The sequence below is a fragment of the Kitasatospora sp. NPDC033851 genome (genome assembly GCF_055576085.1).
The window spans coordinates 1-24,584 of sequence record NZ_JBVIRL010000049.1 but is presented as its reverse complement, the minus strand read 5'-3'; the positions used below and the strand labels follow the sequence as shown (position 1 = coordinate 24,584).

Genomic DNA, 24,584 nt, shown 5'->3' with positions numbered 1-24,584 from the left:
TCCGACGGTCCGTCAGTTGATGCGCACGAACGCCCCCTTGATGACCGCCTCGGCCCCGCCGTCCACCGTGACCGCCGTCGTTCCCCGGACGGTCACCGATCCGCCGCGCACGTCCACCGTTCCGGTGCCCGCGTCCAGGGTGATGCCGGAGGAGGAGAGCCGCACCGTGCTGCCGGCCGCGCCGCCGAGGCCGTGGACGGTCAGGACGATCTCCCCGTTCTGCTGGTCGAGTTTGACCTCCAGCTTCTTGTCCCCGCTCGCCAGGCGGACCCCGGAGGCGCCGCCCGGCACGTCCAGCAGTTCCAGGCGGTGGCCCGAACGGGACACCACGGAGCGGCGGTTGACCTTGCCGGAGGCCGCGTCGACCAGCGGCACGTCGTGCGACGAGGGCCGGTCCACGCCGTTGTAGAGCCCGCCCAGCACGTAGGGGCTGTCCAGGTCGCCCTGCTCGAATCCGACCAGCACCTCGTCGTTGACCTCGGGACTGACCACGCCGCCGCCCCCGTGGCCGCCCCACTGCACGGTGCGCACCCAGTCGGAGACGTAGGTGTCGTCCAGCCACGGGAACTTGAGCTTCACCCAGCCGCGCTGCCCGTCGCCCGGCTCCCGGACGTCGGTGACCACGGCGACGGCCAGGCCCGGCATCCGCGGCCCGCGCGGCGGCGCGTTGCCGCCGGTGACCAGCCCGGCCAGGGAGCGGTCGGGCGACGCGCTGACCACCACGGTGGTCCGGTAGCCGCGGAACGGTTCGAGGAGGTGGCGCGCCCCGGTGACGGTGTAGCGGCCGGAGAAGGCGGCGCCGACGTTCCCCAGGGCGACGGCGGTGCCCGCCCGCAGCCGCGGGTTGCCCTCGGCGACCACCTCCAGCTCGCCGAAGCCGGCGGCCACCGAGGCGGCCAGCGACCGGGCCGCGGCGGTGGTCTCCGCCTGCGTGCGGTACGGGGTGTCGGCGACGGTCAGCCGGGCGGGTCCGGGGAAGGCGGAGGTCACCGTCGAGGGGCTCATCCCCGGCACCACCGTTCGGGAGGTCACCGACGGCTCGGTGGCGACCAGGGCGCTCTTGGTGGTGACGTTCCAGCCGCGCGCCTCGACCGTGTCCGCGCCGGCCGCGCCGGTCAGCACACCGCGCAGCTCCAGCAGGTTGCGGCCGTACTCCAGGACCAGCGGGCTCTGCGGCGCGGGGGTGGAGGGGGCCGGCGCCCCGGACGCGGGCTCGGGCCGGACGAACTCCAGCTTCCCGTCGTCGTCGACGCGCACGTTGGCGCCGCTCTCCTGCGCCAGGAACTGGAGGAACTCCCAGTCCGGGACGTTCGCCTGGGAGAGCTGCTGGTGGACGACCGGGAAGGAGTCGATCCGGCCGCAGGCCAGACCCGCGCCCGCGGCGACCTCGCGGACGATGTCGGCCGTCGTCATGTTCCGGAAGGCCTTCACCCGGCGCCCGCGCATCAGGCGGTGGGTGACCGCCGACGCGCGCACCACGGTGTACGAGCCCGTGGTGTCCACCTCCAGCTCCAGCGCGGTCACCTCGCCGGTGAACAGCCGCGCCCGGGTGTGCCCCTGCACGGTGACCACGGACACCCGCAGCTTGGTACCGATGGTGATCCCCGTCGCGGCGAGGAAGGTGTGGTTCGCGTCCCGGAAGGCCAGCACCGCGGTGTCGGGCAGGCCGACGCTCTCCTCGATGTCGCAGGAGACCAGCTGGGTCGCCCAGATCGGCGGCAGCGGGCCCGGCGCCTCGACGACCGGATCCGCGGCGAACGACCGGCCGCCCCGGGCCTCGGGAGTGGTCATGGCCGCCCCACCCGGGTGAGCTCGTCGATCCCCGGCACGATCAGCTCCGCGCCGGGGACAAGGGCCAGCGGGTCGTCGATGTCGTTGGCCTCCGCGATGGTGCGCCACGCCGTCGCGTCCCCGTACGCGCGCCAGGCGAGCAGCGGCAGGCTGTCGCCCGCGATCACCCGGTGGGTGCTGCGGGCCTCCGGCGAGCCGGAGGTCGGGTTCTGGCCCGCCGGGTCGACGCTCGCCTCGTCGATGGTGAGCGAGCAGACCGCCCGCAGCGGATTGCCGTTCACGTCGAACAGCGTGTAGGTGACGGAGAGGCCGGTCAGCACCCCGTTGAACGACGTCGTCTTCAGGGTGCCCCAGTCCAGCCGGATCCACGGACTGGCCGGCGTCTTGCGCGCCAGGCTGGTCGGCGTGGGCACGCACGCCGTCATCAGCTTCTCCACCGCCCGCTCCACCGAGTTGTCGTGGGTCGCGGTCGAGTCCAGGAACACGTCGAGGGAGAGCGAGCGCGGACCGCTGCCGACGAACTCGGGCAACGCCGACTCGCCCGCCATCCGGGACGGCGTCCGCCGCCACTCGGTGGTCTTGCGCAGCACCAGGGTCGCCGGGTTGAACTGGAGCTGGAGCTGCGCGAGCGCGCCGCCGGGCTGGGCGCCGACCGTCGACGGCGGCTCCATGATGGTCAGTTGGGCCCGGGTGACGCTCGCGGGGACCGCCGAGGACATCCTGGGTGCTCCTTACGTGGCTGGGACGGCTGGTGGGACGGCCGGGGGACGACTGGTGGGACTGCCTGGGACGTCAGGACGGGCGCAGGCCCGCGTGGGCGATCTCCAGGGTCTCCATCGCGGCCTGGGAGCTGGAGGGGTCGAAGGACGGCCCCTCCCACCGCACCGGGACGATCCCGAGCACCTGCCAGCCGACGATCCGGCTCAAGTCGGGCCGCAGCGCCACGATCTCGCCGTCCTTCGGCTCGACCTTCCGGACGATCTCGTTCAGCCAGCGCGCGATCTTGACGGTGTCCGCGGTGACCGCGCGGGTCAGCGTGATGTTCGACCAGGTGATGCGGCCCGGCAGCTGCCAGGCGAAGCCGTTGTTGCCGCCCTCCGCGTACTGCTCGATCTCGACCTGGGCGCCGAGCCCCGAGCAGGTGGTGAACTCGCCCAGGTCGTTGCCGCCGATGGTCAGGCTGAAGAACACGCTGGTCGCGAAGATGTTGTCGGTCATCGGTTCCGCATCCTGATTCCTGTGTACTGCTTCCGGTCACGTTGCTGCGGTCGCCAACCGGCCGCCTGTCCTGTCCTGCTGCGCCCTGCCTGCTGCGCCCTTTCGCTGCGCTCTGCTCGGTTGCGCTCAGCGGCGCCCGTCGTACGGCCGCCCGCTGCGCTCCCTCCCCCTGCGCAGCTCGGTGCGCAGCAGCCGCCCGACCGGTTCGACCAGGCGCCGGGCCAGCTCGTCGAGGTCGGCGGGCCCCTGGCCCCCCGTCTCGGCCGGTGATCCGCCGGCGGGCGGCGAGGAACCCGTCCGGGAGGGCGAGTTGATCGGCGGGGCGGCCTGCACCGTGGTCGGCGTACGGGCCGGCACGGCGGTCAACGGCACCCCGACCAGGCCTGCCTGCTCGGCCACCCGCTGCAACACCCGCGCCGTGCCCGCCGGTGGCGGCTTGGGCGCCGGTGACGCAGGCCCGGTCGTCGCGGAGAGGGCGGACGGTACGACAGGAGCGCTCGTGGCGCGCAACGCGACGGGCGAGGTTGCCACGGGAAGCTGCGGGTCCGCCGCCCGGCCCGGCGGCGGCGCGGAGGCTTGGGGAAGCCGGCCGGCGGCCGGGAGCCGCTGGACCGACGGGGCCGTCAGCGTCGCGAGTCGGACCACGGGCGGGCGCGGACCCGTGGGCGCGGCAGCGGACGGCGAAGCGGAGCCGCCGGGCCCCGGACGCCCTGCGGACGCCGGTGCGACGACACGCTGTATGGCCGGGCCACCCGCGTTGGTGGTGCCACCCTGCGGCCGCCCGAGCGCCGGGGGCACCGGGCCGCCCGCGGTCGGAACCGCCGCACGGGCCCGGCCGGGCAGGGCGCGCGGCGGGTCCGTGGGCCCGGTCGGGGCGGCCTGGCCAGCGGTGCCGGGTGGGCCGGATGGCGCCGAACTGCCTCGCGCCGACGGGTGATCGCCCGCCCCCCGGCCGTCCACCCGGTCGGAGGGACGCCACGCACGCGAACGCTGCAGCGCAGCCGCGACCCCGCGCACCGCACCGGACGAGCCGCCCGGCACCGAACTCCCCTGCGCCGACGGGTCATCGGTCGCCGGCCGGGCGTCTCGCCGGGCCGATGGACGCCGAGAAAAAAGCGAACGCTGCACCGCAGCCGCAACCCCCCGTACCGCGCCCACGCCGGATGGCCTGCCCGGCGCCGTGGCTGCCGGACCGGGGCCCGGCAGCGCCGAACTCCCGCGCGTTGAAGGGTGATCGGCCGTCCCCCGGCCGCCGCCTCGCTCCGACGAACGCTGCACCGCAGCCGCGCCGGATGACTGGCGGCCCTGCACGACTGCGGGCCCCGCAGCGCCGGTTCCCAACGACCTTCCCTGCGAAGCCGGTTGCCCGACGGCGGTACGGCCGTCCCCCGCGCCGGGCGTATGCCGCGAACGCGAACGCTGCCGAGCAGCCGCAGGCCCGCGACCCCGGCCTCCGGGCGCCGCCGGCTCGGCAGCCGATTCGCCGTCCGTGCGCGGCTGGAGCGCCCTGGGCCAGACGGCCGGCACCACGGGTGGGGCCGGCGCCGCCGTGCCTGCGCCGGGCCGAGCGCCCGTCCCGGTCGCGGGCGGCGTCGGCGGGGCGGCGAGGGCGAACCTCATCGGGCGCTCACCGATCAGCCCACGCCTCGGACCGGTGCGTGCCACGGCGCGCTGCACGCCCCAGCCTCCGGTCACCGGCCGCGCGGGAACCGCCGGGCCGACACCGGCACCGACACCGACACCAGCACCGTTTCCGAGCGGAGCGCCACCGTGGCTCGGGTCCCCGGCCGGGCGGGCCCGGGTCGCAGGGGCGACCGGCTGCGGCGCGGTGCCCGCCCGGTGCTCCCGACTCGTCTGCGCACCGGAACCACCGTCGGCCGGGCCGCTTCGGCCCGCCGACCGTCCGTCATCGCCGTTCTGGGACCGGGCTGCCGACTCCGCCGGGCCGTCGCCGGAACGCCGGACGGCGCGCTGCACCCGCGGCCCCTCGCCGACCACGGGCGCGGCTGCAGCGGTGGGCACGTCCGGTCCACCGTTCTGAGGTCGAGCTGTCGACTCCGCCGGGCCGTCGCCGGAGCGCCGGACGGTGGGTGGCACACCGGGCCTTCCGCCGACCGGGCCCCGGCCTGGGACCAGTCCGTCGTTGCCGCCCTGAGGTCCGGCCGGCGACTCCGCCGGGCCGTCGCCGGAACGCCGGACGGCGCGCTGCACCCGCGGCCCCTCGCCGACCAGCGGCGCCGTGGCGGCGGGCGTGCCCTGCTCCGCCGCGCTCCCGGTGCTGCCGCCTGTGGCAGCACCCGTCGTCGGGGTCGTGATCCGTCGGACCGGTGCTCGCCCACCGAGCAGCGGGGCGGTGCGGCCCGGCGCAGTGGCCGTCGGCGGCAGCGCGTCGAGGGGCGCACCGAGGCCCCCTCGGGTACGGGCGGCGGGCGACGGGTCGGGGCGTACCTGTCCGGCACGTTCGGGAGTCGGCGCCGACGGATGGGATGACGGTGCGGACGGTGGTGTGGACAGCGGTGGCTGCGAGGAGGCACCGGCCCCGGACGGCGTGCGCTGGACGGGTCCGGCGCCGACGGGCCCACGCGCGGGGCGGGGCGGCGCCGCGCCGCCCGGCTCGACAGCCGTACGGGCACGCCGGTCCTGGGTGGCGTCGAGTCCACCCGACTCGGTGCCGGTGGACTTCGCGTCGGCGGGGACGACCGGCATGGCCTGCGGGCCCGAGGCTGCGTCGGGGAGCTGCGGGCCGGTGGCGGCCCGGGCCACGGGTGAGGCGCTCGCGGGAAGGGAGGTCATCGGCGCACCGAGGACCGGGCGGGCGGGCGCAGCGGTGCCCGGCAGGGCAGCACGCTGGACGGTCCCTTCGGCCGGCCCGCTTCGCGCGGTCCCGGCGGTGACACCCGGGCCGGCCGCCGTCCGCACGGCGGCCTCGCCGGTCGCGGGCGAGCCCGTGCCACCGGCCGTCTCCGGGCTGCGGCTCGGCATCCCGGAGACGGCACCCGGCGTCCCACCTGCCGCTGGCACCGCCGGCACCGGAACCGCCGTCACCGGGACCGCTGTCCCGGGGACCGCCGTCACCGGGCGCGCGGGCAGCGACCGGGGGCGCCGCGCCACGATCAGCGCTTCGCCGACGGGGCGGGGCCGCACCGGGCGGGCCGGACCCACGGCTTCGCTCCGGCGCGCCGACGCGGCAACCGCACCAGGCACTCCCGCACCGGGCATTCCCGCGCCGGGCGTGAGCTCGCCAACCGTGCGCTCACCAACCGTCGGCACACCACCGTTACCGCCGCGACCGCCCTCCGAAGCCGCCGGCCGGTCGGCCCGAGCCGAGCGCGCCGTTCGCGGCGCCGACCGCACGGGAAGCCGCCGTACCGCGCCGGACCGCTGAACCGGCCGCGCCTTCCTCGACGCCCCCGAGTCCGCCGCCGGCTCCGCTTCGTCCGCCCGTGGCTCTCCCGCCCCGAACGTACCCGTGGCGACCGGCATGGCGAGCTGGTCCCCGCCCGCGACGGGTGCGGCCGGCGCGACCGGCCGCGCCATCGCCCGCAGGATCCCCGCCGGGGCGGACGGCAGGACCGCATGGCCGAGCGGGCCGCTCAGCGAGGGGTCCTGCCACGCGGCGAGCCGGGACCTGAACGTCAGGCCGTCGCTGACCCCACGCGCCGCCCCGGACAGGGTCGGGGCGAGCGGCCGTACCGCGCGCCACCCTCCGTCCCCCGCGGCCGGGCCACGCCGACCGGCACCGCCGGCACCGGAAACCCCGGCCATTGCCCCGGCACCGTCGCCGGAGCCACCACCGACACCGTCGCCGGAGCCACCATCGACAACGCCGGCACCGCCGAGACCGCCGACATCACCGTCCGCCGCCTCACCCGCCTTCCGGCGGCTGATCCAGTCCCGAAGCCCCACCCGGCTCACCCGCCTTCGCTGACACGGGTGTTGATCCGCGCGATCTCGCGCACCCACTGCCCGCGTTCGCGGTGGGTCAGGTCGAGGATGTCCTCCCGCTGCCAGTGGAAGTGATAGGCGATGTACGCGATCTCCTCGTACAGCCGAGCAGGCGCGTACGTCACGATTCCCCCAGGCGCCCACCGGCGAGGTCGACCTCGAAGGCGCCGTCGCAGTGCGGGCAGGTCACCGCGGCGCGCGTGTGGCCTTCACTGTTGATCCGCTGGTAGAGGTCCTGGAGGAAGGCGACGTCGGTGGCGTACATCCGCTCGACGATGCCGGTGTGCACGTCGGTGAGGTCGCCCAGCCTGGTGATGACGTGGCTGAGCAGCACCACGCTCAGGTAGGCCGGGTTCTCCTTGACCCGCAGGTCGATCTGCGGCATCAGTTCGTCGCGGGCGGTGGCCAGGCGCATGGTGCCGTGCCGGTGCACGCCGCCCTCATCGTCGACGTAGCCGAGCGGCAGCTCGAACTCGAACTCGGTGTGCGGCGCGCGCCGTTGGGGCCCGGACGGCCCAGGATACCCGGACGGCCCGGCGGGCTGCTGTGCCGGTGGCGCGGTGCTCTGCGCGGCCGGGGCCCGTTCGAGGAGTTCCTCCAGGCCGATCTTCCGCCTCACTCTACGCTGATCTCCTCGAACACGATGGTCACGGTCTCCGACGCGGCACTGGACTCGCCGGCGGTGAGCGTGGGGCCCTCCCAGCGGCTCGCCCAGGCGTTGGTCAGCTGGATGCGCCGCAGGGTGGCGCCGGTGGTGTCCTTGACCTCGATGGTGAGGTTCTGCCGCGCGGTGTTGATCGCCCCGTTGTTGAGCGTCTCCTTGATCCAGTTGGAGAACGCGCTGCTCTTGTCGAGGCCGCGGGTGATCGTCACCTCGCCCGGCATCCGGGCGCCCGGCTGCTTGCGGACGATCAGTTTGCCTTCTTGGGTCACCTGCTTGTACTCGACGACCTCCTGGTCGACCGTCAGGTTGCTGATCTCCTTGACGGACTCGACGTTGTAACCGCCGAGTTGGACGCCGAAGATGTGTGTGGAGAGCGGATCGCCTTCAGCCATGACGTGCTGTTACCTTCCGATGGATGCCGACCGTGCCGGTCACTCGTTGACGAGGCTCGTGCTGTCGGAGAACTGGGACAGCCGGAACACCACGAACTCCGCCGGCTTCACCGGAGAGACGCCGATCTCGCAGATCACCTGGCCGAGGTCGATGGACTCCGGCGGGTTGTTGTCGCGGTCGCACTTGACGTAGAAGGCCTCGGCCGCGGTCTGGCCGAACAGCGCCCCGCGCCGCCACTCCTCGGTGAGGAACGCGGTGATGTTCCGGCGGATGCTGGACCACAGCCGGTCGTCGTTGGGTTCGAAGACCACCCACTGGGTCCCCAGGAGGATGGACTCCTCCAGGTAGTTGAAGAGCCGGCGCACGTTGAGGTAGCGCCAGGCCGGGTCGGAGGAGAGGGTGCGGGCGCCCCAGATCCGGATGCCGCGCCCGGGGAAGGCCCGCACGCAGTTGACGCCGATCGGGTTGAGCAGATCCTGCTCGCCCTTGCTGAGACGGATCTCCAGGTCGACCGCGCCGCGGATGACCTCGTTGGCGGGCGCCTTGTGCACGCCGCGCTCGGCATCGCTGCGCGCCCACACGCCGGCGGCGTGCCCGCTCGGCGGGACCATGACGTTGCGGCCGGTGGCCGGGTCGAAGACCTTGATCCACGGGTAGTACAGGGCGGCGTAGCGGGAGTCGAAGCCCGCCTCGTCGTTGCGCCAGCTGCGCATCTGCTGGGCGTTGAGGCCGGGCGGCGGGTCCAGGACGGCGATCCGGTCGCCCATCTGCTCGCAGTGCGACATGACGGCCAGCTGGACGGTGCGCAGGCCTTCGGCGTCGATGTCGCCGCGCTGGAAGGCGCTCATCAGGTCGGGCACCGCGACCATGGTGATCTCGTCGATCGCCTCCAGGCCGGAGAAACCGGTCCGGGCGGCGGAGTCGCCGACGTACTCGGCGGGGTCGAGCCGGGCGGCGGCGGCCGCGACCGGCCCGGTGGCGGGCGCGGGGGCGGCGGCCAGGGCGTGGGTCCGGCGCTCGGGGCGGCTCGGCGCGGTGCCGGCCTGCTCGGTGACGGCGACCAGCTTCGACTCGCGCAGCTGGGTGACGACGTAGCCCTTGGTGCTCTTGCGGGTCGAGACGTCGTAGGTCTCCACGACCTCGGCGCCCCGGCGGACCAGCAGGCGGAAGCGGTCCTCGGGGACGTTCTCGCCCTCCGCGTCGGCGATCTCGACGGACACCTCGCCGCCGGCGCCGGGCAGGGCGGAGAACAGGAAGCCGGAGACCGCGACGGGCGCGGGCGCTCCGACGGCCGGGGCGGGGGCACCGGCGGCGGCCTGCCGAGCCGGGTCGCCGACCCGCACCACGTAGGCGGAACCGCCGCCGTTGGCGAAGAAGCCGTAGACCGAGTGGGCCAGGTAGGTGCCCTCGGTGAACCCGCCGAACCGCTGGACGTACTGGTCCCAGTTGGTCACCAGCGTGGGTTCGTGGAAGGGGCCGGTCTCGGCGAAGCCGACGAACGCGGCGACGGCCGTGCCGACGCCCTCGATCGGCCGGGCACCGGACTGGACCTCCTCCACGTACACGCCCGGGGTCAGGTACGACGGCATTCGCGCTCCTTCGGGTGGCCGGTCATTCGTCCCCGAGTCTGCTGCCCGGGCACCGTCCGGGGACATGTCCCGAGGTCCCGGACCGGGGGCAAGAACGACTGCCCCCGGCGGCCACCACGACGGGTACCCGCAGGCCCCACCGCCCGCCGCCGAGCGGGCGGGCGGACGTGCGGGCGGACGGGCGGACGGGCGGTCAGGTGCGCCCGGCGTCCCCGAGGACGCTCAGCCACGGCCCGAACTCGCTCTCCAGCACCAGCCGGCCGAGCTTGCGGTACTCGCCGACCACCGCGGCGACCAGCTGTGCCATGCCCAGCGGAGCGCCCGCTCCGGCGGCCAGGTAGGCCGCGGACACCGCGCAGGCCCGGATGGAGCCGCCGGTGAGTTCGAAGTGCCGGGCGCAGAAGTCCAGGTCGAGGTCGTCACCGCGGGGCAGCCGCGGCCCCAGGCAGCGGTCCCACAGCACGAGCCGCTGTGCCTCGTCCGGCAGCGGGAACTCCGCGATGACGTCGATCCGGCGGGTGAACGCCTCGTCGAGGTTGGCGCGCAGGTTGGACGTCAGCACCGCGATCCCCTCGAACGACTCCATGCGCTGCAGCAGGTAGGCCGTCTCCACGTTGGCGTGGCGGTCCTGGGCGTCCTTGACCTGCGAGCGCTTCCCGAACAGCGCGTCCGCCTCGTCGAACAGCAGGACGCCGTTCACCTGCGCGGCCTCGGTGAAGATGCGTTCCAGGTTCTTCTCGGTCTCACCGATGTACTTGTCCACCACGGTGGACAGGTCCACGACGTACAGCTCCATGCCGAGCTCCGCGGCGACGACCTCGGCCGACATCGTCTTGCCGGTGCCCGACTCCCCCGCGAACAGGGCGATCACACCGTTGCCCCGACCGCCGCCCGGCCGCATCCGCCACTGCCCGAGCACCTGGTCGCGGTGCCGGGCGCGCAGCACGAGCTCGCGCAGCCGGCCCGCGGTGGGATCGGGCAGCACCAGGTCGGCCCAGCCGACGGCGGGTTCGATCCGGCGGGCCAGGCGGGCCAGGCCCGCGGCGTTCTGCGCGCGCACCGCGGCCCGCACGTCCTCGGCGCGCACGGGGCGCCGTTCGGCGGCCGCCGTCCTGGCCGCCACGGCGGCGGCCCGCTCCAGCTTCTCCTGGTCCACCCGGTAGGCGGCCACCGCCTCGGCCAGCTCCTCGCTCAGCGGGTCCGGCTCACCGCCGTCCGACGGACCGGTCAGGGCGCGGGCCCAGCGTTCGGTCCGACCGCGCGCGTCCGGCGGCGGGACGGTGACCACCAGCGGGCTCTCCCGCGACCAGGCCGGGTCCCACACCTGCGGGCCGTGCACGATCAGCGGGACGCCCGCGAGTTCCGCGCACAGGTCGCGCAACAGGGCGGCCCGCTCGGGCCGTTCGGGTTCGAGCCGGTCCAGCGGTCCGAGCACCACACCGCCCCCGGCCAACCGCGCCTCGCGGGCGAGCACCCGCACGATGCCCGGCGACGGGCGGGCGGCAAGCGCGGCGGCGTCGATGACCAGGGGCGGCCGGCCGTCGGCGGCGAGGGCGGCCACGGCCGGCGGCCCGGCGTGCCCGTCCCGGTCCAGCAGGTGCACCAGTCCGCCGTCCGCCGCGGCCGCGCGCACCCGGTCGACGAACTCCGCGGCCGCTCCGGCGCCGGGGTCGGGCCCGGGGGTGGCGCGGCGGGCCAGCCCGGCGAGCGCGCCGTCCGGCTCGTCGTCGCCGAGCAGGTGGGCCGTCACCCGGTCCGGCACGCGCAGGGTGCGGGAGAGCAGTGGGCGCTCCGGCTCGGCGACGTCCAGGAGGCCGCCGGCGATCAGCGGGGCCCGTACGGAGAACCGGAAGCGGCCGGCGCCGGCCCCTGACAGTCCGCACAGTTCGAGGGCCAGCCCGACGGTCGCCCGGCGTCTGGTCAGGTCGTCGTTGAGGTAGCCGTAGAGCTGTTCGAAGCGGGTGTCGAGGTCGGGGGCGAGGGCCACCAGCAGGAGTTCGATATCCACCGGGAGCAGCCCGAAGGCCTCGCCGAGCCGGGCGAGCCGCGAGCCGGGCGGCGGCGCGGGACCGTCGCCGGGGGCTCCGCCGTCGCGGAAGGCCGTGGCGGAGGCCGCCAGGATCCGCTCCACCGCCTCCGGGCTGAGGTACTGGCCGCGGTACGGGTCGTCCGGGTCCGGGTCGTCGGCCCGGCGCTCGCACACCGCGCTGCGGACCCGCTGCTCGACGCGGTGCAGCCGTTCCCAGAGGTGGTCGGGTCCGGCCGGTGCCCCGTCGGTGGCCTCCGGGGACGACGCGGCTTCCGTCACCGACGTCACCGACGTCACCGACGGGACTGGCGGGCCCGGGTCCGGCGTGGCTGGCGTGGCCGACGGGACCGGCGTGGCCGACCCGAGGTCGAGGCTCATCGCGCCCTGCCCCGTGGCCGGCGGCCCGGCGGCAGCTCGCGGTCCCGGGGCGCGGCGAAGCCGTCCGGTCCGGGGTCCGCGCCGCCGTGGTAGCGCAGTCGGCGGCCCGGCCCGTCGGCGGGTGCCGCACTCTCCGGGGTGCCGGCCCCGGCCTCCCGGCTGGTGTCCTCGACGCGTACGACCAGGCCTTCGGTGACCGGCGGCCCCGCGGGGCTGAGCCCGCCGGGCAGCGGGGCGAGGGCCCTGAGGTCGATCGAGGGCCGCAGTTCCCCGCCGAGCGCGGACCAGACGTCGGACACCGACGGCAGGCCGGTGTCGCGCCCCGTGATGTCGATCCCGACGGTCAGTCCGAGTTGGGCGAGCGTCCCGGTGAGCATCCGGGCGGGCAGCGCGTCCACGGTGGTCAGGCACTGCAGGACCTCGGCCAGCAGCCGGTGTTCGTCCTGCGGCCGGTTGGTCCAGACGGTGACCAGGTAGGCCAGCTCGAACCATCGGGGCGCGGCCCGGTGGCCGACCACGACGCCGTCCTCGTCGTATTCGGCGACGGCGCCGGCCTGCCGTCGGTCCGTGTCCTCGCGGATCCCGTAGAGGAAGACGCTGACCGTCGGAGCGGTGCGCCGGGCGGCGAAGTCGCGGGTGGGCGCATCAAAGACCACCTCGACTCCGCGTTCCGGCAGACCGGCTTCGGCGAGCAGCAACCGCAGTGCCTCGTCGACTTCGTGGATCACCGCCGGTCCACCTCCCCCGGCGGGCCGACGCTGCCCTCGACCACGAGGAAGGGGGTGGTCACCGGGGAGAACCCGGGGCCGTCGGCGGTGATGGTCCGCGGGCCGGTCTCGTCCTTGGGGAGGATGAGCAGCTGGCCCGCGAAGGTGCCGTCGGCCCGCGGGTACGTCGGTGCCGCCGCCGCGGTGATGCCGGGCTGCCAGGTGAAGCGGACGGGCGCGCCGGGCGGGAAGTCGAAGCCGCGCACGGAGGTCACGAAGCCGGGCTTGCCGATCGGCGGCACCGCGACGATGCGGGGCTGCAGGATGCGCAGCGGGGTGCTCGCCCGGTGCGGTCCCGGGGTGGCGTCGGTGCCGGTGGTGGTGAGCTCCGCGGTGATGGTGGTCTGCAGGGCCGCGTCGGGTGACAGCACCACCCGGACCACCTGGCTGCCGCCCGGGGAGAGGTCGACCAGGTCGCAGGTCCCGGCCCGGCAGCCCGGGGGCAGCGACTCGGTGGGCACGCCTGCGGGCAGGCCGAGGGTCAGGCGCAGCCCCGTCGCGAGGGCCTGTCCGGTGTTGCGCACCGTGTAGCTGACCGTCACGTGGCCGCCGACGTAGCCGGGGTTCGGTTGGGCGTCGACGGACACCCCGGGTCCGGCCTGCGGCGGCGGTGCCGGGGCCGGGGCCGGGGCAGGGGCGGGCGGCGGCGGAGGTGCGGGGGTCGGGGCGGTGGTCGGCGTCGGGGCCGGGGTCGGGGTCGGGGTGACGGTCGGTGTCGGCGTCGGGCTCGGTGACGGCGTGGGCGTCGGCGAGGGCGTCGGCGCGTCGAGCACCGGCAGGAAGGTCCGGGCGGAGTCGTCCCCGGGGTTCGGGTCGGCCACCGTCCCGGTGACGCTCCAGCCGAACTCCTGCGTGCCGGTGCGGGTGCCGATGAGCCGGGCGGTCACCCGGACCACCGCGCCCGGTGCCAGGGTGCCGAGGTCGCAGCGCAGCGCCGCGGCGTCGCACTGCCCGACGGGGCTGGTCAGCCCGCCGAGCCGGGCGCCGGTGGGCACCGAGGCGGTGAGGACGGTGCCGGGCGATGGCGCGGGGCCCTTGTTGGTGACGGTGATCGTCACGTCGGTGCCGCCCTGGACGGGGACCGCGGGGGTCCGCTCGGGCGCGCTCAGTGCCAGGTCGACGGACTGCTGGACGGTCGGCTCCTTCTGGCGTCCCGGCAGCCGCCGGTCGAGCGGGGTGAGGGTGCCGGCCGCGAAGTCGTAGACGGCCAGTCCCTCCGGCGAGTTGGGCGGCAGGGCGCGGCGGGAGGTGAGCACCAGTTGCGCGCCGTTCGCCGTCCAGGCGACGTCGCGGGGCTGGAACGGGCCGCTTTCGGAGGTGTCGGGCAGCGGCCGGGTGCAGGCGTTCTTCTGGCCGCGGAGCGCGGTGGGCAGGATCACCGTGCAGTCGCTGCCGGTGGGCGAGGTGACGAGCACGCCGTCCCGCCGGTTGTTCCCGCCGTCACCGGCCTTGCGGTTGAAGGCGATGCGCCGGCCGTCGGGTGAGAACACCGGGCTGTCGTCGATGACGTTGCAGCTGCCCGGGCAGGCTGCCCGGCTCAGGTCGGCCTGCCGGGCGAGGTCGTCGGCGGGCACGGTCCAGATGTGCATGTTGCCGGCGTTGCCGTTGATCACCTCGGTCCTGGAGAAGGCGATCAGCTTGCCGTCGGGGGACCAGAAGGGCTCGCCGTCGGAGGCGCCCGCCTGCCCGGCCGGCGGCTCTACGGTGCCGACGATCGCCCCGGTGGACACCTGGGCGATCAGGATCCGTCCGGGACGGCCCGGTTCCTGTCCGCGGCCCGGGGTGCTGCGGCTGAACACGAGCAGCTTGCCGTCCGGCGAGAAGGAGGGGTCGGTGTCCCGGTCGGCGGGGCCGCGGCCGGCCAGGTTCATCGGGTGCGGGTTCGCGCCGTCGGCGTCGGCCAGCCAGATCCGCTGGATCCGCCCGGCCTCGGCGTCCTCGTAGCGGGTCACCGCGATCTGCCGGCCGTCGGGTGTGTAGGTCTGCCGCTCGTACCAGGGGTCGTAACCGGGGCGGGGGTGGAAGAGCGGGTCGGCGGCCGGGTCGGGGTCGGTGTTGGTGTCGGCGGCCGGGTCCTCCCGGAGCACGCTGATGCCGAGGTCGCGCGGGTCGGCCCCGTCGGGGCGGACGTCCTGGAGGTCGGCGACGTTGGCGGTGGTGGCGCTGGTCTGCTCCACCACCGGCCCGCCCTTGTCCTGGCTGCCCAGCCAGGCCGGCGTCGCGATCGACCGGTCGGTGCTGTAGAGCAGTCGGGGGTCGTCGCAGGAGCAGGTCGGCGCGCGGTACAGGTTGACGACCGGCGGCCGGGGCGGTTCGGGCTGCTGCGCCGGGGGGTTGGCCGGGGGCAGGTCGGAGCTCAGGAAGAGGACCCCGCTGCCGTCGGCCATCCAGGCGGCGGAACCGGTGCGCCACGTGGAGCCGGTGCGCAGGAAGAACGCCTTGTCGCCGCCGGTGGGCGAGGTGAGCATCAGGGTGCGGCCCTGGTCGCCCTGGTCCCAGGTGTAGACGATCTGGTTGCGGTGCGCGTCGTCGTTCACCGGGTTCCAGGTCGGGTCGACGGCGTTTCCGCTGGTCACGTCGGTGACCTTGACGGGCGCGCCGCCGGCGAACGGCCGCAGGTAGATCTGGGTGTGCGCCGGGTCGCCGGTACAGGCGTACGCGACCCACTTGCCGTCGGGCGAGACGGTCGGATGCGTCTCGTCGGCCGGGCCGTCGGTCAGCCGGCGCAGCCCGCTACCGTCCCGGTTGACGACCCACAGGGCGTGCCGGGGGGCGCCGCCGGTCCCGGTGGGCTCCAGCGCCTCGAAGACGACGGCCTTGCCGTCCGGGGCGAGCGCGGGGTGGCCGGTGTCCATGCCGGTGGTGAGCTTGTGGACCGCGCCGGCCGCGTCGCGCAGGTAGACCTGGGGCAGTTGACTGTCCCGCAGGCTGGTGAAGACCAGTTCGTCGCCCCGGGCCGAGGGGTCCTGGTCGAAGTGGATCGGGCCGGGCCCGAACAGCGGGGTGCTGGTCGCCGTGCCGGTCACCCGGCCGAGGCCGCGGTGGTCGGTGCCGGCGAAGGCGATCCGCCCGGCCGCCGGGTCGGCCGCGGCGGCCGGGACCGTGGTGGCGCCCTGTCCGCCGGGGGCGGCGGTGCCCAGGGTCACCACGGCCGCCGCCATGGCGAGCAGGACGGCGGCGGCGGCCCGGGCCGGCCGCCGGATGGAGCGGGGAGTGCCGGTGGCGCCGATCACGCTCGACCTCTCAGGATGGCAGGGGCGGTCTCCCCGCAGTCTCCCCGGCTCGGGCCCCCGGGGACAGAGTCCGGACGCCCGAGCCGGGGGTAACAATCTGTGTCCCCAAAGGGCAGGCCGCCACGGCCGCGGCCTTCAGATCAGGCCGCGCCGCATGGCGTACCCCACCGCGTGCGCCCGGTTGCGCAGGCCCAGCCGCGTGATGATCTCGTGCAGCACGTTCTTGACGGTGCGTTCGGAGTACGAGGTCTGGGCGGCGATCTCACTCGTGTCGAAGCCCTCGGCGACCAGCCGCAGCATGTCGGCTTCCCGTGCGGTCAGGGTCGACAGGGTCAGGCCCCGCCCGTCGAGCATGGTGCGCTGGAGTATCCCGATCCGGTCGAGCAGCTCGCCGAGGAGGTCCCCGGGCATCACGCCCTCGCCGTTTGCCAGGGCGGTGATGAGGTGTACCAGCCGGTCCTGGTCCGCCTCCGAGCGGCGCAGCACGGCGGCGACCCCGCACTCGACGATCGTCTGCAGCCCGCCGGCCTCGAAGTGACCCACCACCAGGCCTATCGCGCCCGACGAGGCGAGCCGCAGCCGGCGCAGGTGCTCGGCCACCGTCTCGGTCATGGCGTCGACCACCAGCAGGGAGACCTCCGCCTGCGCCGCCTCGCTCTCGCTCAGCAGCTCCACCTCGGGCCGCTGGCGCAGCTGTTGGACCACACCGGTCTGCAGGATGATGTCCTCCGCGTACACCGCCACGCGCACCTGGTCCGGCTTGGCCCGCACCTGGGCGGATGCGCCGCCTGCCCCGGACGGGCGGGCGGTGCCGGACGGACGGGCGTTGCCGGACGGGCGGGCGCGGCCGGACCGAGGTGCCACCGTCGTCCGCAGGGTGCTGACGGCTTCCTCACGGCATGTACGGGTTGTGTCGGTCGACGTCATCGAACACTCCATTCTCCAGGGGACCTGTGGTGGTGACGGCCGGCCGCCGTCGGACAGCGCGGGCCGTGGCTCTGGGGGGTGCGGGCAGCGGTCCGCGCGGTGCGCCGACGGCACCGGACGGGGTCGGTCGGTCCGTACGGGCAAGGGGTGTGCCCACGGCTTGCCCGTACGGCCCTCTCCTCGGACCGTCCGGAGGTCCTACCGTCACGCTATGACCACATCCGCCGAACTCGGCCTGCCCGCACTGACGGTGGCCCCCGGTGGCGTGGCCACCACGACCCTGACGGTACGCAACGACCTCGACATCGTTGAGGCGTACTCGCTTGAGGTGGTCGGCGACTGTGCCGCCTGGACGACGGTGGAACCGGCCCGGGTCTCGCTCTTCCCGGGGACGTCCGAGACGGTGACGGTGCGCCTGGCTCCGCCGCGTTCGCCCGCCGCGCGGGCCGGTGACTTCCCGCTCGGCATCCGGGTGCTGCCGGCCGAACGCCCCGAGCTGGTGACGGTTCCGGAGACCACGGTCACCGTGACCCCGTTCCACGAGTTGCAGGCCGCCCTCGCGCCGCGCCGTCGCCGAGGCTGGCTGCGCGGACGCTACCGGACCTCGGTGCGCAATCTCGGGAACGCTCCGGGCACCGTCGTCCTCACTCCCGGACAGGCCGGCGAGGACCTGCGGTTCCAGGTCACCCCGGAGCGGCTGCGCCTCGCTCCCGGCGAGTCCGGCGAGGTGCGGCTGCAGGCACGCACCCGCAAGCTGATCTGGTTCGGCAAGCCGGCGTCCTGGCCGTTCGAGGTCACGGTGGGCCCGGAGGAGCCCGAAGCCCGCAAGGGCCCGGACGGCAAGGGCGCAGAGGGCAAGGGGGCGGACGGCAAGGGTCCGGAGGGCACGGCCGAGACCACCCCGACCCCAGCCCTGACGGCTGCTCAACGTCCGACCCTGGACGGTGAGTTCATTCAACTGCCGATCCTCCCCAAGTGGTTGCTCGCTCTTCTGGCGGCGCTGCTCGCCCTGCTGCTGGCCTGGTTCGCCCTGGTCCGCCCGGCGGTGCGCAGCTCGGCGAAGCAGGCCGCCGAGAAGGCCGTCGCCCAGCAGTCCGCCACCCCCGCCCCGGCTCCGACCCCCGGCGCCCCCGAAGCCGGCGCGACGCCGGCCCATTCCGGTGCGAGCCCCGGTGGCCAGAACAAGCCGGGCGCCGGGCAGCCGAGTTCCGGTCCCGGCGGCCGCACCCCCGGCCCGGGCGGCCTCGCGGTGCCGGGCACCGGTTCGCAGAGTTCCGCGACGATCGACGTACAGAGCGCGAACGCCGCCTCCGCCGTGGGCACTTACCAGGTGCCGCACGGCAAGGTCTTCGACATCACGGACATCGTGGCCGCCAACTTCCAAGGCGACCAAGGGCTATTGACCATCACGGCCGGAAACCAGACGATCACCACGATCGCCTTGGAGACCTTCCGCAACCAGGACTACCACTGGGTGACTCCCATCCAGGTCTCCGAAGACCAGGCCGTGACGGCGAGTGTGACCTGCGAGTCCCCGGGCACCCCGGCCTCGGGCAAGCAGGCGTCCACATGTCACGAGCTCCTCAATGTCAGCGGTTCGCTGAGCGACATCAGGCAGGGCAACTGATTCGGCACGCAAAGCGATCTTCCCTTCCCCGGGCAGTCGGCCCGGGGAAGGGCGCGCCGGATACCCACGATGTCGACGAGCCCTTTCGGCCCATTCGTCTCCGCGACCTCCCCCTTCCCCCGTATCTCCTCCTACAACCCGTGACCATGTCAACACCCACCAGTAACCGTGGCCGGTTCGAACAACCCACGGACAGCGCCGCACGGCCGCACCAGCCCGGCCGGCCCTGCCCTCACGGGACAACCGGTCAGGTCCCCGCAGGGCAACCCGGCAGGTCCCGGAAGGGCAACCGGTCCGCCCCCCGCGGACGGTGAAGTCTGACCCGGCGGCACCACCGCGGCGGCCCGTCCGGCCCGTCCGATCACACCCTCCGCGCCTCCGCCCTGACTGACCGTCACCGACCGTGACCGGCACAAACGTTGATTTTACGACAAAAGCCGGCCCCACCCGCTCGAGCCTGAACAGTGGTTCAGACCCGGGCGGGTGGGGCCGGCGGCGCCCGATCGGTACGTCCGGACGATCGCGTCGATCAACGACCGGACGATCCTCCGCGGCTCCCCCACCGGATGTAGGCGGCGGCGCCCACCACGGTCAGGACGGCGGGCACCGTCCTCGAGACGTCGGTGTGGGGCTCCTGGACCATCCAGGTCAGCGCCTCTCCGGTGATGTTGTCCCGGGGTCCCACCGCCAGCATGAGCAGCGCCCAGCCGACGGGCGGGGCCCAGGCCGCCTGCGCCCCGAACAGCACCGCCGCCAGAGCGGTCATCGCGGTGAGCGCCGACACGGCCTGGACGAGGGTGCCGAGCGGCACGGCGTGCGTCTGCCGACCGGCAAGCAGGCCGACGGCGGCGAGCAGGCCGAGCAGGGCCCCGCCGAGCAGCGTCAGGTGGAGCGCGCGGATCAGCCGCCAGCGGGCGGGCGTACCACGTTCCAGTTCCTCGTCCGGGCCGGCCAGGGTGCGGGCGACAGCGGCGACTCCCAGCACCACGGCGATCAGGCGGACCATGCGGGAGCCCCCCGGATCGTCCATCCGGCACCCGGCCCAGGTGAGGGCGGCGGCGCACAGGAAGACCACGGCGGTCGCCGGAATCGCCCGGCTGCGCAGGTGCAGCACGAGGCCGCGCGGTTCCGGGGTCATCGGCCCGCTCCCTCGCCCGTGATGGCGCCCAGCGGGTCACCGCAGGTCAGCCCGGCCTTTCGGCTGTCCCCGATCCGCCGGTAACGCTCCTCGGCGGGCAGCGCGCGCAGGGTGTCGTAGGCCGTGCGCGCGAGGGGGCTCAGCTTGTCGGTGGGGGTGCCCAGGAGCAGTGCGGTGATCGCGTAGGCGGCGTCGCCCGCACGGGTCCTTTCCTGCTCTCCGGAGAAGCAGCCGAGGTCGACGACGGCGTTGTGGGCCACCACGTCGAGGAGGGTGGCCGGCTCCCACCGGATGCCGCCCTCCTGGGTCCGGTTCGGGAGCTGGACGCGCACCGTACCGGGGTCCTTGGCAGCGGCCGGCCGGTCGTCCTCGAGCTTCCAGGTCACCGGGTCCTCCTGGATCCGCTTCGGGCCGCCCGGCACCTCGGCGAAGGCGTCGAGCACCCTCCGGGCGGGAGCCAGGAGGTCGGGCAGCGCCCTGCTGTGCACCTTGGTGACGCAGACCCTGCTGTCCTCGGGTGAGCAGACCAGTTCGGTGGCCCGCGGGGCGGGGACGATCGCGCCGGAGGGCGCCAGCAGGGCACCGACCGCCAACCCGGCCACGGCCGGAGCCAGGGCCAGGACCCGGGCACGGGTGGTGGCCGCGACGGTCAGCAGCACGCCGGTGACCCCGAGGGCGGCGAACCAGACGCTCTGGGCCAAGGACAGCGAGGGCAGCACCCGGTGGAAGTCGTCCGTCACCGGCAGCATCGGGAGCACCGTGTCCACCAGGCGGTTCGCCGGCCGGCCGTCCCGTATCCGGCTCACCGTCAGGATCAGGAACAACAGCACCGCGCCCAGAGGCGCCGCGACCGGCGTCGGCGCCGCCCGTCCGATACCCAGCCCGAGCAGGGTGACCGCGACCGTGGCGAGCAGCCCCACCGCGAGGCCCAGCGGCCACTCGCCGTCGCTGAAGGTCGCGTGCCCGGAGACGATGACCGCGGCCCAGACGACCACCGCGGTCACAGCGAGCACCGCGGCACCGGCCAGCACCGCGACGGCCGGCAGCAGCCGGACCGGGCGCGGCCGCGGCGTCGCGGCGAACAGCTCGGTGACCGAGTTGCGACGCTCCCGCCCGCCGTGCCAGATCGCGGCGGCCAGCACCACCGGCAGTCCGGTCCAGGCGGTCGCCCGCATCGAGGAGACCAGGGGCGTCCAACTGGCCGCCCACTCCTGGACGTCCATCCAGAGGAAGGCACGGGTCACGGCGGCCATCACCAGGAACAGCGCCAGGGCGATCGAGCGCTTCGCCTCCAGGCGCACCATTCGGAACATCACGGTCTCCAGTGGTCGAGGGGATCAGGACAGGCGGGGTGTCGCAAGGGCGATCAGGGGGGTGATCGCAGGGCGATCAGGGGGGGTGATCGCAGGACGATCAGGGGTGACCGGGGGTGCGCCGCCTACGCGCCGGCGCCGGCCTTCGCCTGGCGGTGCCGGCGCAGGATGGCGGAGTAGCCGCGCTCGATGTCGCTGTCGCCCGGGTCGGTGTCGGTGCCCGCGGCGCGGAGCCCGTCGACGTGGCCCGCGAAGACCGTGGCGCCCTCGTCGATCAGCACGACGCCGGTGCAGGCCGCGCCGACGTCCTCGACCAGGTGGGTGGAGACCAGGACGCAGGACCGCTCGCCGATGTCGCGCAGCAGAGCGCGCAACTCCAGGCGCTGGGCGGGATCCAGGCCGACCGTGGGCTCGTCGAGGAGCAGGATGTCGGGGTCGTTGACGATCGCCTGGGCAATGCCCGCCCGGCGCAGCATGCCGCCGGAGAGCGAGCCCATCCGGTCGTCGGCCCGTCCGGTCAGGTCGACCCGGTCGATGGCGTGCTGCACCGCGTCGGCCGCCTTGTGGCCGGGCACCTCCTTGAGCCAGGCCATGTACTCGACGAACTCGCGCACCGTGAACCGCCGGTAGTGCCCGAACGCCTGCGGCAGGTAGCCCAGCCGGCGGCGCAGCTCCCGCAGTTCGCCGCGGCTGCGGCAGGCGCTGCCCAGGAGTTCCAGCTCGCCGCTGTGCGGGGTCAGGACGGTGGCGAGCGTACGGATCAGGGTGGTCTTGCCCGCCCCGTTGGGACCGAGCAGGCCGTGCACGCCGACGCCGAGGTCCAGGTCGATCCCGTCGACCGCCAGGCGGCGGCCACGCCGCACGGTCAGCGCGCGGGCCCGGATGTGGTGGGAGTAGCGGGTGGGGGCGATCTCGCTCGCGGTACCGGTGACGGGCATGGTCGGGTCTCCTCGCAGTACGGGTGCAGGGCAGGGCAGGACACGGCAGGGCAGGTGGAAGGCGGCACAGGTGGCCGCCGGCGCGGGCCGGGGAAAGGCGGGGCCGGGCCGGGGAACGGCGGCGTCCACGAAGGACGACGGGCCGGGTCAGCGCCGGTGCACGCGGGCCTCACGAGAGTGCAGGTAGGTGTTGCGGCACAGGACGACGGCGACGCCCAGGGCCGCGGCCGCGGCCGCCCACCCAGGGGCGGCGGACTCCCGCAGGTAGACCGGAACGGTCCTGTCGTCCATCGCGGGGATGACCACGAACGCGGCCCAGCCGACGCCGAGTGCGGTGGCGGCACGCTGGACGCCCAGCCTGCTGCCCAGTGCCAGGGCGGCGCAGGTCAGCGCGAGGGCGGGCAGCAGGACCAGCGCGGGCGCGGTGCCGGTGATCCAGCCGCCGACTGCCAGCGGCGGGATCACGAAGGCCAGCACGGCCACGGTCCGTCGCAGGACCAGCGCGAGCCCGGCCCTCGGAGTCGTGGCGACCAGCTCGTGGACCGGATCGGTGTGCGGGCCCCAGCTCAGGGCCACGCCCAGCAGCGGCATCGCCGGGGCCAGGAGCAACAGGGTCGGGGAGTCCCGCGCGACGGCCGACGCCAGGACCAGGGCGCAGAGGACGACGAGCACGAGCGCCGCGACCCACGGCCCGAACGCCGGGGCCGCCCACCGGGCCAGTTCCCCCCGCACCCGCCGCCACCGGCGCCGACGCACCGGCGACAGGGACGCCGACAGGCGCTCGCGCACCTGCTCCACCAGCGCGGTGGCCGCCGGGCTGTGGGCGAGCGACACCTCCGCCAACTCGGACCGGCAGACGGCGCACCGCTCCAGATGCGCCTCCACCGCCCACAGCTCCCCGACACTCGGGCCCTCGCTCCGGCCGTCAGTCGGACCGGCCGGGGCGTCGGGGCCCAGCACGTAACTCACCAGCAGCCGACGGGGGACGTGCGCAGTCATGACAGGGCCTTTCGCAGGTCGAGGCGGGCACGGCGGGCACGGGTCTTGACGGTTCCCTCGGGAATCCGCAGCAGCGCGGAGGTCTCACGGACCGTCAGCCCGTCGAGCACCATCGCGGTCAGGACCTGGTGCAGCTCGGGCGCGAGCCGGTCCAGGGCCGCGCCGAGGTCACCCCCGATGACGGAATCGAGCACCTCGTGCTCGGCCGAGGGCGCCGGCCCCGGGGCGGCGGACGCGGGCGGGAGGGCGCTGTGCCGGCCTCGCACCCGGAAGGCGTCCACCAGCCGACGGGCGGCGATCGTCCACAACCAGCCGCCGGCCTCCTCGCCGCGCATGCTGTCGGCAAAGGATCCGGCCGCCCGCCACACCGCCAGGTACGTCTCCTGCAGGACTTCGGCGACGATCTCGTCGTCCGCGCAACGCCTGCGCAGACGCGCCGTCAGCCAGGGCGCGCTGCGCCGGTACAGCTCGTCGAAGGCTGCGGTGTCCCCGCGGGAGATCCGCCGGACCAGTTGGGCCTCGGTCATCGAGGCCGGTGAACGCTTCACGTCCTGGTCTTACGGAGCGCCGGGCCCCCCGGTTTTCCCCCGGCCAGTGATGCGCGTCACATGGCCGATCCGGGCCGGGCCCAGGTAGCGGAGAACGAGCCGATCACCCGCCGCGCCCGGGACGGCCGAGGCGCGCCGGCCGCGGCCGTGGACGGCGCCCTGCAGCCCTACGGTCACGAGGCCCGGCCCCGGAGGAGGGTGCGGAATCGTGCGAGCGCGCCCACGGCCGCGGCCACGCCGATGAACCGGTCGATGCCGTCGATGGCGTCGTAGGTACGTCAGCGAACCACGCCGTCGTCGGCACCGTCACCGGCGGCCAGTCGGCGGCCCTCCGCCAGAAAGGCCATGACCCCCGTGACACCGCCGAGTTCACGCATCCGCCGGGCAGCGCCGAAGGGCGCGTTCCAGAAATCGCCCTGCCGAGGAATGTGCGGGCCGACATAGGCGTACGGCTCCGACAGGAACGCGTCACCGGGCGAGACACCGTAGTTGACGCCGTCGACGGTCACCCCGATGTCGAAGTGCTCGGGCCAGATGACCGGCTCCGCGCCGGGGAACAGCCCGCGCAACGCGGCGTCGCCAAGCGCGAAGCAGTGCAGGAGCCGGCCGGCAGCGGACGGGTCCACCTCGACCGCGTCATCGACGGCGACGCCCAACCCGTCCTCGTACAGCCCGACGGGAGCACCGACCGCGAGCCCGAGTGCCGCTCCGAGTGCGGTACAGGTGGTCCACTCGAGGGACAGCACCTCCCCCGGCCCGACCAGCTCAGCGCCGATCACCCGCAGGCGCGGCTCGACACTGGTCGCGAAGCCGCCCGCGCAGGCACGCAGGCGGATCGTGCCGCCCACCCGGTGCTGAGGCCCAGCCAGCACCAGCTGGGCCACCGCGTGCAGGGAACGGCGGGTGCGTAGGAACGTCTCGGTATCCATGGAAGCCATGGTCTCGCAGAAGGGCTCACGGCGGTGTGGACACCCTGATCACGACATACGAAAAACCCCCATCCGGGATCCGGATGGGGGTTCTTCTGAAAGATTGTTCGGCGGCGTCCTACTCTCCCACAGGGTCCCCCCTGCAGTACCATCGGCGC

At 74.7% G+C, this 24,584-nt stretch carries 19 protein-coding genes; 1 reads left to right on the top strand and 18 read right to left on the bottom strand.

Going from position 1 to position 24,584, the window contains the following annotated elements; genetic code table 11:
• Positions 1 to 12 precede the first annotated feature (12 nt).
• The 12 genes from ACZ51D_RS41305 to ACZ51D_RS41250 all read right to left on the bottom strand — a co-directional run bounded on the left by ACZ51D_RS41305 (position 13) and on the right by ACZ51D_RS41250 (position 16,883).
• Positions 13 to 1,791 carry a VgrG-related protein gene (locus ACZ51D_RS41305; protein ID WP_465665421.1) on the bottom strand — a complete coding sequence of 593 codons (1,779 nt, stop codon included), beginning with the start codon at positions 1,789 to 1,791 and terminating at the stop codon, positions 13 to 15.
• On the bottom strand, positions 1,788 to 2,510 hold the full coding sequence (locus ACZ51D_RS41300; RefSeq protein WP_360509014.1) for a CIS tube protein: 723 nt from the start codon (positions 2,508 to 2,510) through the stop codon (positions 1,788 to 1,790). Before ACZ51D_RS41300 ends, ACZ51D_RS41305 begins: the two co-directional genes overlap by 4 nt.
• Before the next feature lie 73 nt (positions 2,511 to 2,583).
• Positions 2,584 to 3,009 (bottom strand): phage tail protein, encoded by a 426-nt coding sequence (locus ACZ51D_RS41295; RefSeq protein ID WP_360509016.1) that lies wholly within the window; start codon positions 3,007 to 3,009, stop codon positions 2,584 to 2,586.
• Between the two features lie 126 nt (positions 3,010 to 3,135).
• The gene (locus tag ACZ51D_RS41290) at positions 3,136 to 3,408 is read right to left on the bottom strand and encodes a hypothetical protein (protein WP_360509018.1); all 273 of its coding nucleotides are present in this window, start codon (positions 3,406 to 3,408) and stop codon (positions 3,136 to 3,138) included.
• Positions 3,409 to 6,920: 3,512 nt separating this feature from the next.
• Positions 6,921 to 7,079 carry a DUF6760 family protein gene (locus ACZ51D_RS41285; protein ID WP_360509020.1) on the bottom strand — a complete coding sequence of 53 codons (159 nt, stop codon included), beginning with the start codon at positions 7,077 to 7,079 and terminating at the stop codon, positions 6,921 to 6,923.
• The gene (locus tag ACZ51D_RS41280) at positions 7,076 to 7,573 is read right to left on the bottom strand and encodes a hypothetical protein (RefSeq protein ID WP_360509022.1); all 498 of its coding nucleotides are present in this window, start codon (positions 7,571 to 7,573) and stop codon (positions 7,076 to 7,078) included. The genes ACZ51D_RS41285 and ACZ51D_RS41280 overlap by 4 nt, the downstream gene beginning before the upstream one ends.
• On the bottom strand, positions 7,570 to 8,010 hold the full coding sequence (locus ACZ51D_RS41275) for a phage tail protein (RefSeq protein WP_350524442.1): 441 nt from the start codon (positions 8,008 to 8,010) through the stop codon (positions 7,570 to 7,572). The genes ACZ51D_RS41280 and ACZ51D_RS41275 overlap by 4 nt, the downstream gene beginning before the upstream one ends.
• Before the next feature lie 39 nt (positions 8,011 to 8,049).
• Positions 8,050 to 9,600 carry a phage tail sheath family protein gene (locus ACZ51D_RS41270; protein ID WP_360509024.1) on the bottom strand — a complete coding sequence of 517 codons (1,551 nt, stop codon included), beginning with the start codon at positions 9,598 to 9,600 and terminating at the stop codon, positions 8,050 to 8,052.
• A gap of 193 nt (positions 9,601 to 9,793) precedes the next feature.
• The gene (locus ACZ51D_RS41265; protein ID WP_465665431.1) at positions 9,794 to 11,917 is read right to left on the bottom strand and encodes an ATP-binding protein; all 2,124 of its coding nucleotides are present in this window, start codon (positions 11,915 to 11,917) and stop codon (positions 9,794 to 9,796) included.
• 86 nt (positions 11,918 to 12,003) lie between these two features.
• Positions 12,004 to 12,735 carry a Pvc16 family protein gene (locus tag ACZ51D_RS41260; RefSeq protein WP_465626342.1) on the bottom strand — a complete coding sequence of 244 codons (732 nt, stop codon included), beginning with the start codon at positions 12,733 to 12,735 and terminating at the stop codon, positions 12,004 to 12,006.
• Positions 12,732 to 15,935, bottom strand: coding sequence for a hypothetical protein (locus ACZ51D_RS41255; protein WP_465665429.1), 3,204 nt, complete (start codon positions 15,933 to 15,935; stop codon positions 12,732 to 12,734). Before ACZ51D_RS41255 ends, ACZ51D_RS41260 begins: the two co-directional genes overlap by 4 nt.
• 207 nt (positions 15,936 to 16,142) lie before the next feature.
• Entirely contained in the window at positions 16,143 to 16,883 is a 741-nt protein-coding gene (locus tag ACZ51D_RS41250) for a helix-turn-helix transcriptional regulator (RefSeq protein ID WP_465665427.1), read from the bottom strand.
• 262 nt (positions 16,884 to 17,145) lie between these two features.
• On the opposite strand from ACZ51D_RS41250, the gene ACZ51D_RS41245 reads away from it, so the two are divergent.
• Positions 17,146 to 18,561, top strand: coding sequence for a COG1470 family protein (locus ACZ51D_RS41245; RefSeq protein WP_465626346.1), 1,416 nt, complete (start codon positions 17,146 to 17,148; stop codon positions 18,559 to 18,561).
• Positions 18,562 to 19,090: 529 nt separating this feature from the next.
• On the opposite strand, the gene ACZ51D_RS41240 is transcribed toward ACZ51D_RS41245, so the two are convergent.
• The 6 genes from ACZ51D_RS41240 to ACZ51D_RS41215 all read right to left on the bottom strand — a co-directional run bounded on the left by ACZ51D_RS41240 (position 19,091) and on the right by ACZ51D_RS41215 (position 24,381).
• On the bottom strand, positions 19,091 to 19,699 hold the full coding sequence (locus tag ACZ51D_RS41240; protein WP_465665419.1) for a hypothetical protein: 609 nt from the start codon (positions 19,697 to 19,699) through the stop codon (positions 19,091 to 19,093).
• Positions 19,696 to 21,012, bottom strand: coding sequence for a hypothetical protein (locus ACZ51D_RS41235; RefSeq protein ID WP_465665417.1), 1,317 nt, complete (start codon positions 21,010 to 21,012; stop codon positions 19,696 to 19,698). Before ACZ51D_RS41235 ends, ACZ51D_RS41240 begins: the two co-directional genes overlap by 4 nt.
• Positions 21,013 to 21,137: 125 nt before the next feature.
• Entirely contained in the window at positions 21,138 to 21,950 is an 813-nt protein-coding gene (locus ACZ51D_RS41230) for an ATP-binding cassette domain-containing protein (protein ID WP_465626352.1), read from the bottom strand.
• 147 nt (positions 21,951 to 22,097) lie between these two features.
• Positions 22,098 to 22,949, bottom strand: coding sequence for a zf-HC2 domain-containing protein (locus tag ACZ51D_RS41225; RefSeq protein ID WP_465626354.1), 852 nt, complete (start codon positions 22,947 to 22,949; stop codon positions 22,098 to 22,100).
• Positions 22,946 to 23,476, bottom strand: coding sequence for an RNA polymerase sigma factor (locus tag ACZ51D_RS41220; protein WP_465626362.1), 531 nt, complete (start codon positions 23,474 to 23,476; stop codon positions 22,946 to 22,948). Before ACZ51D_RS41220 ends, ACZ51D_RS41225 begins: the two co-directional genes overlap by 4 nt.
• Before the next feature lie 299 nt (positions 23,477 to 23,775).
• Positions 23,776 to 24,381 carry a hypothetical protein gene (locus ACZ51D_RS41215; protein ID WP_465665415.1) on the bottom strand — a complete coding sequence of 202 codons (606 nt, stop codon included), beginning with the start codon at positions 24,379 to 24,381 and terminating at the stop codon, positions 23,776 to 23,778.
• Positions 24,382 to 24,584: the final 203 nt, after the last annotated feature.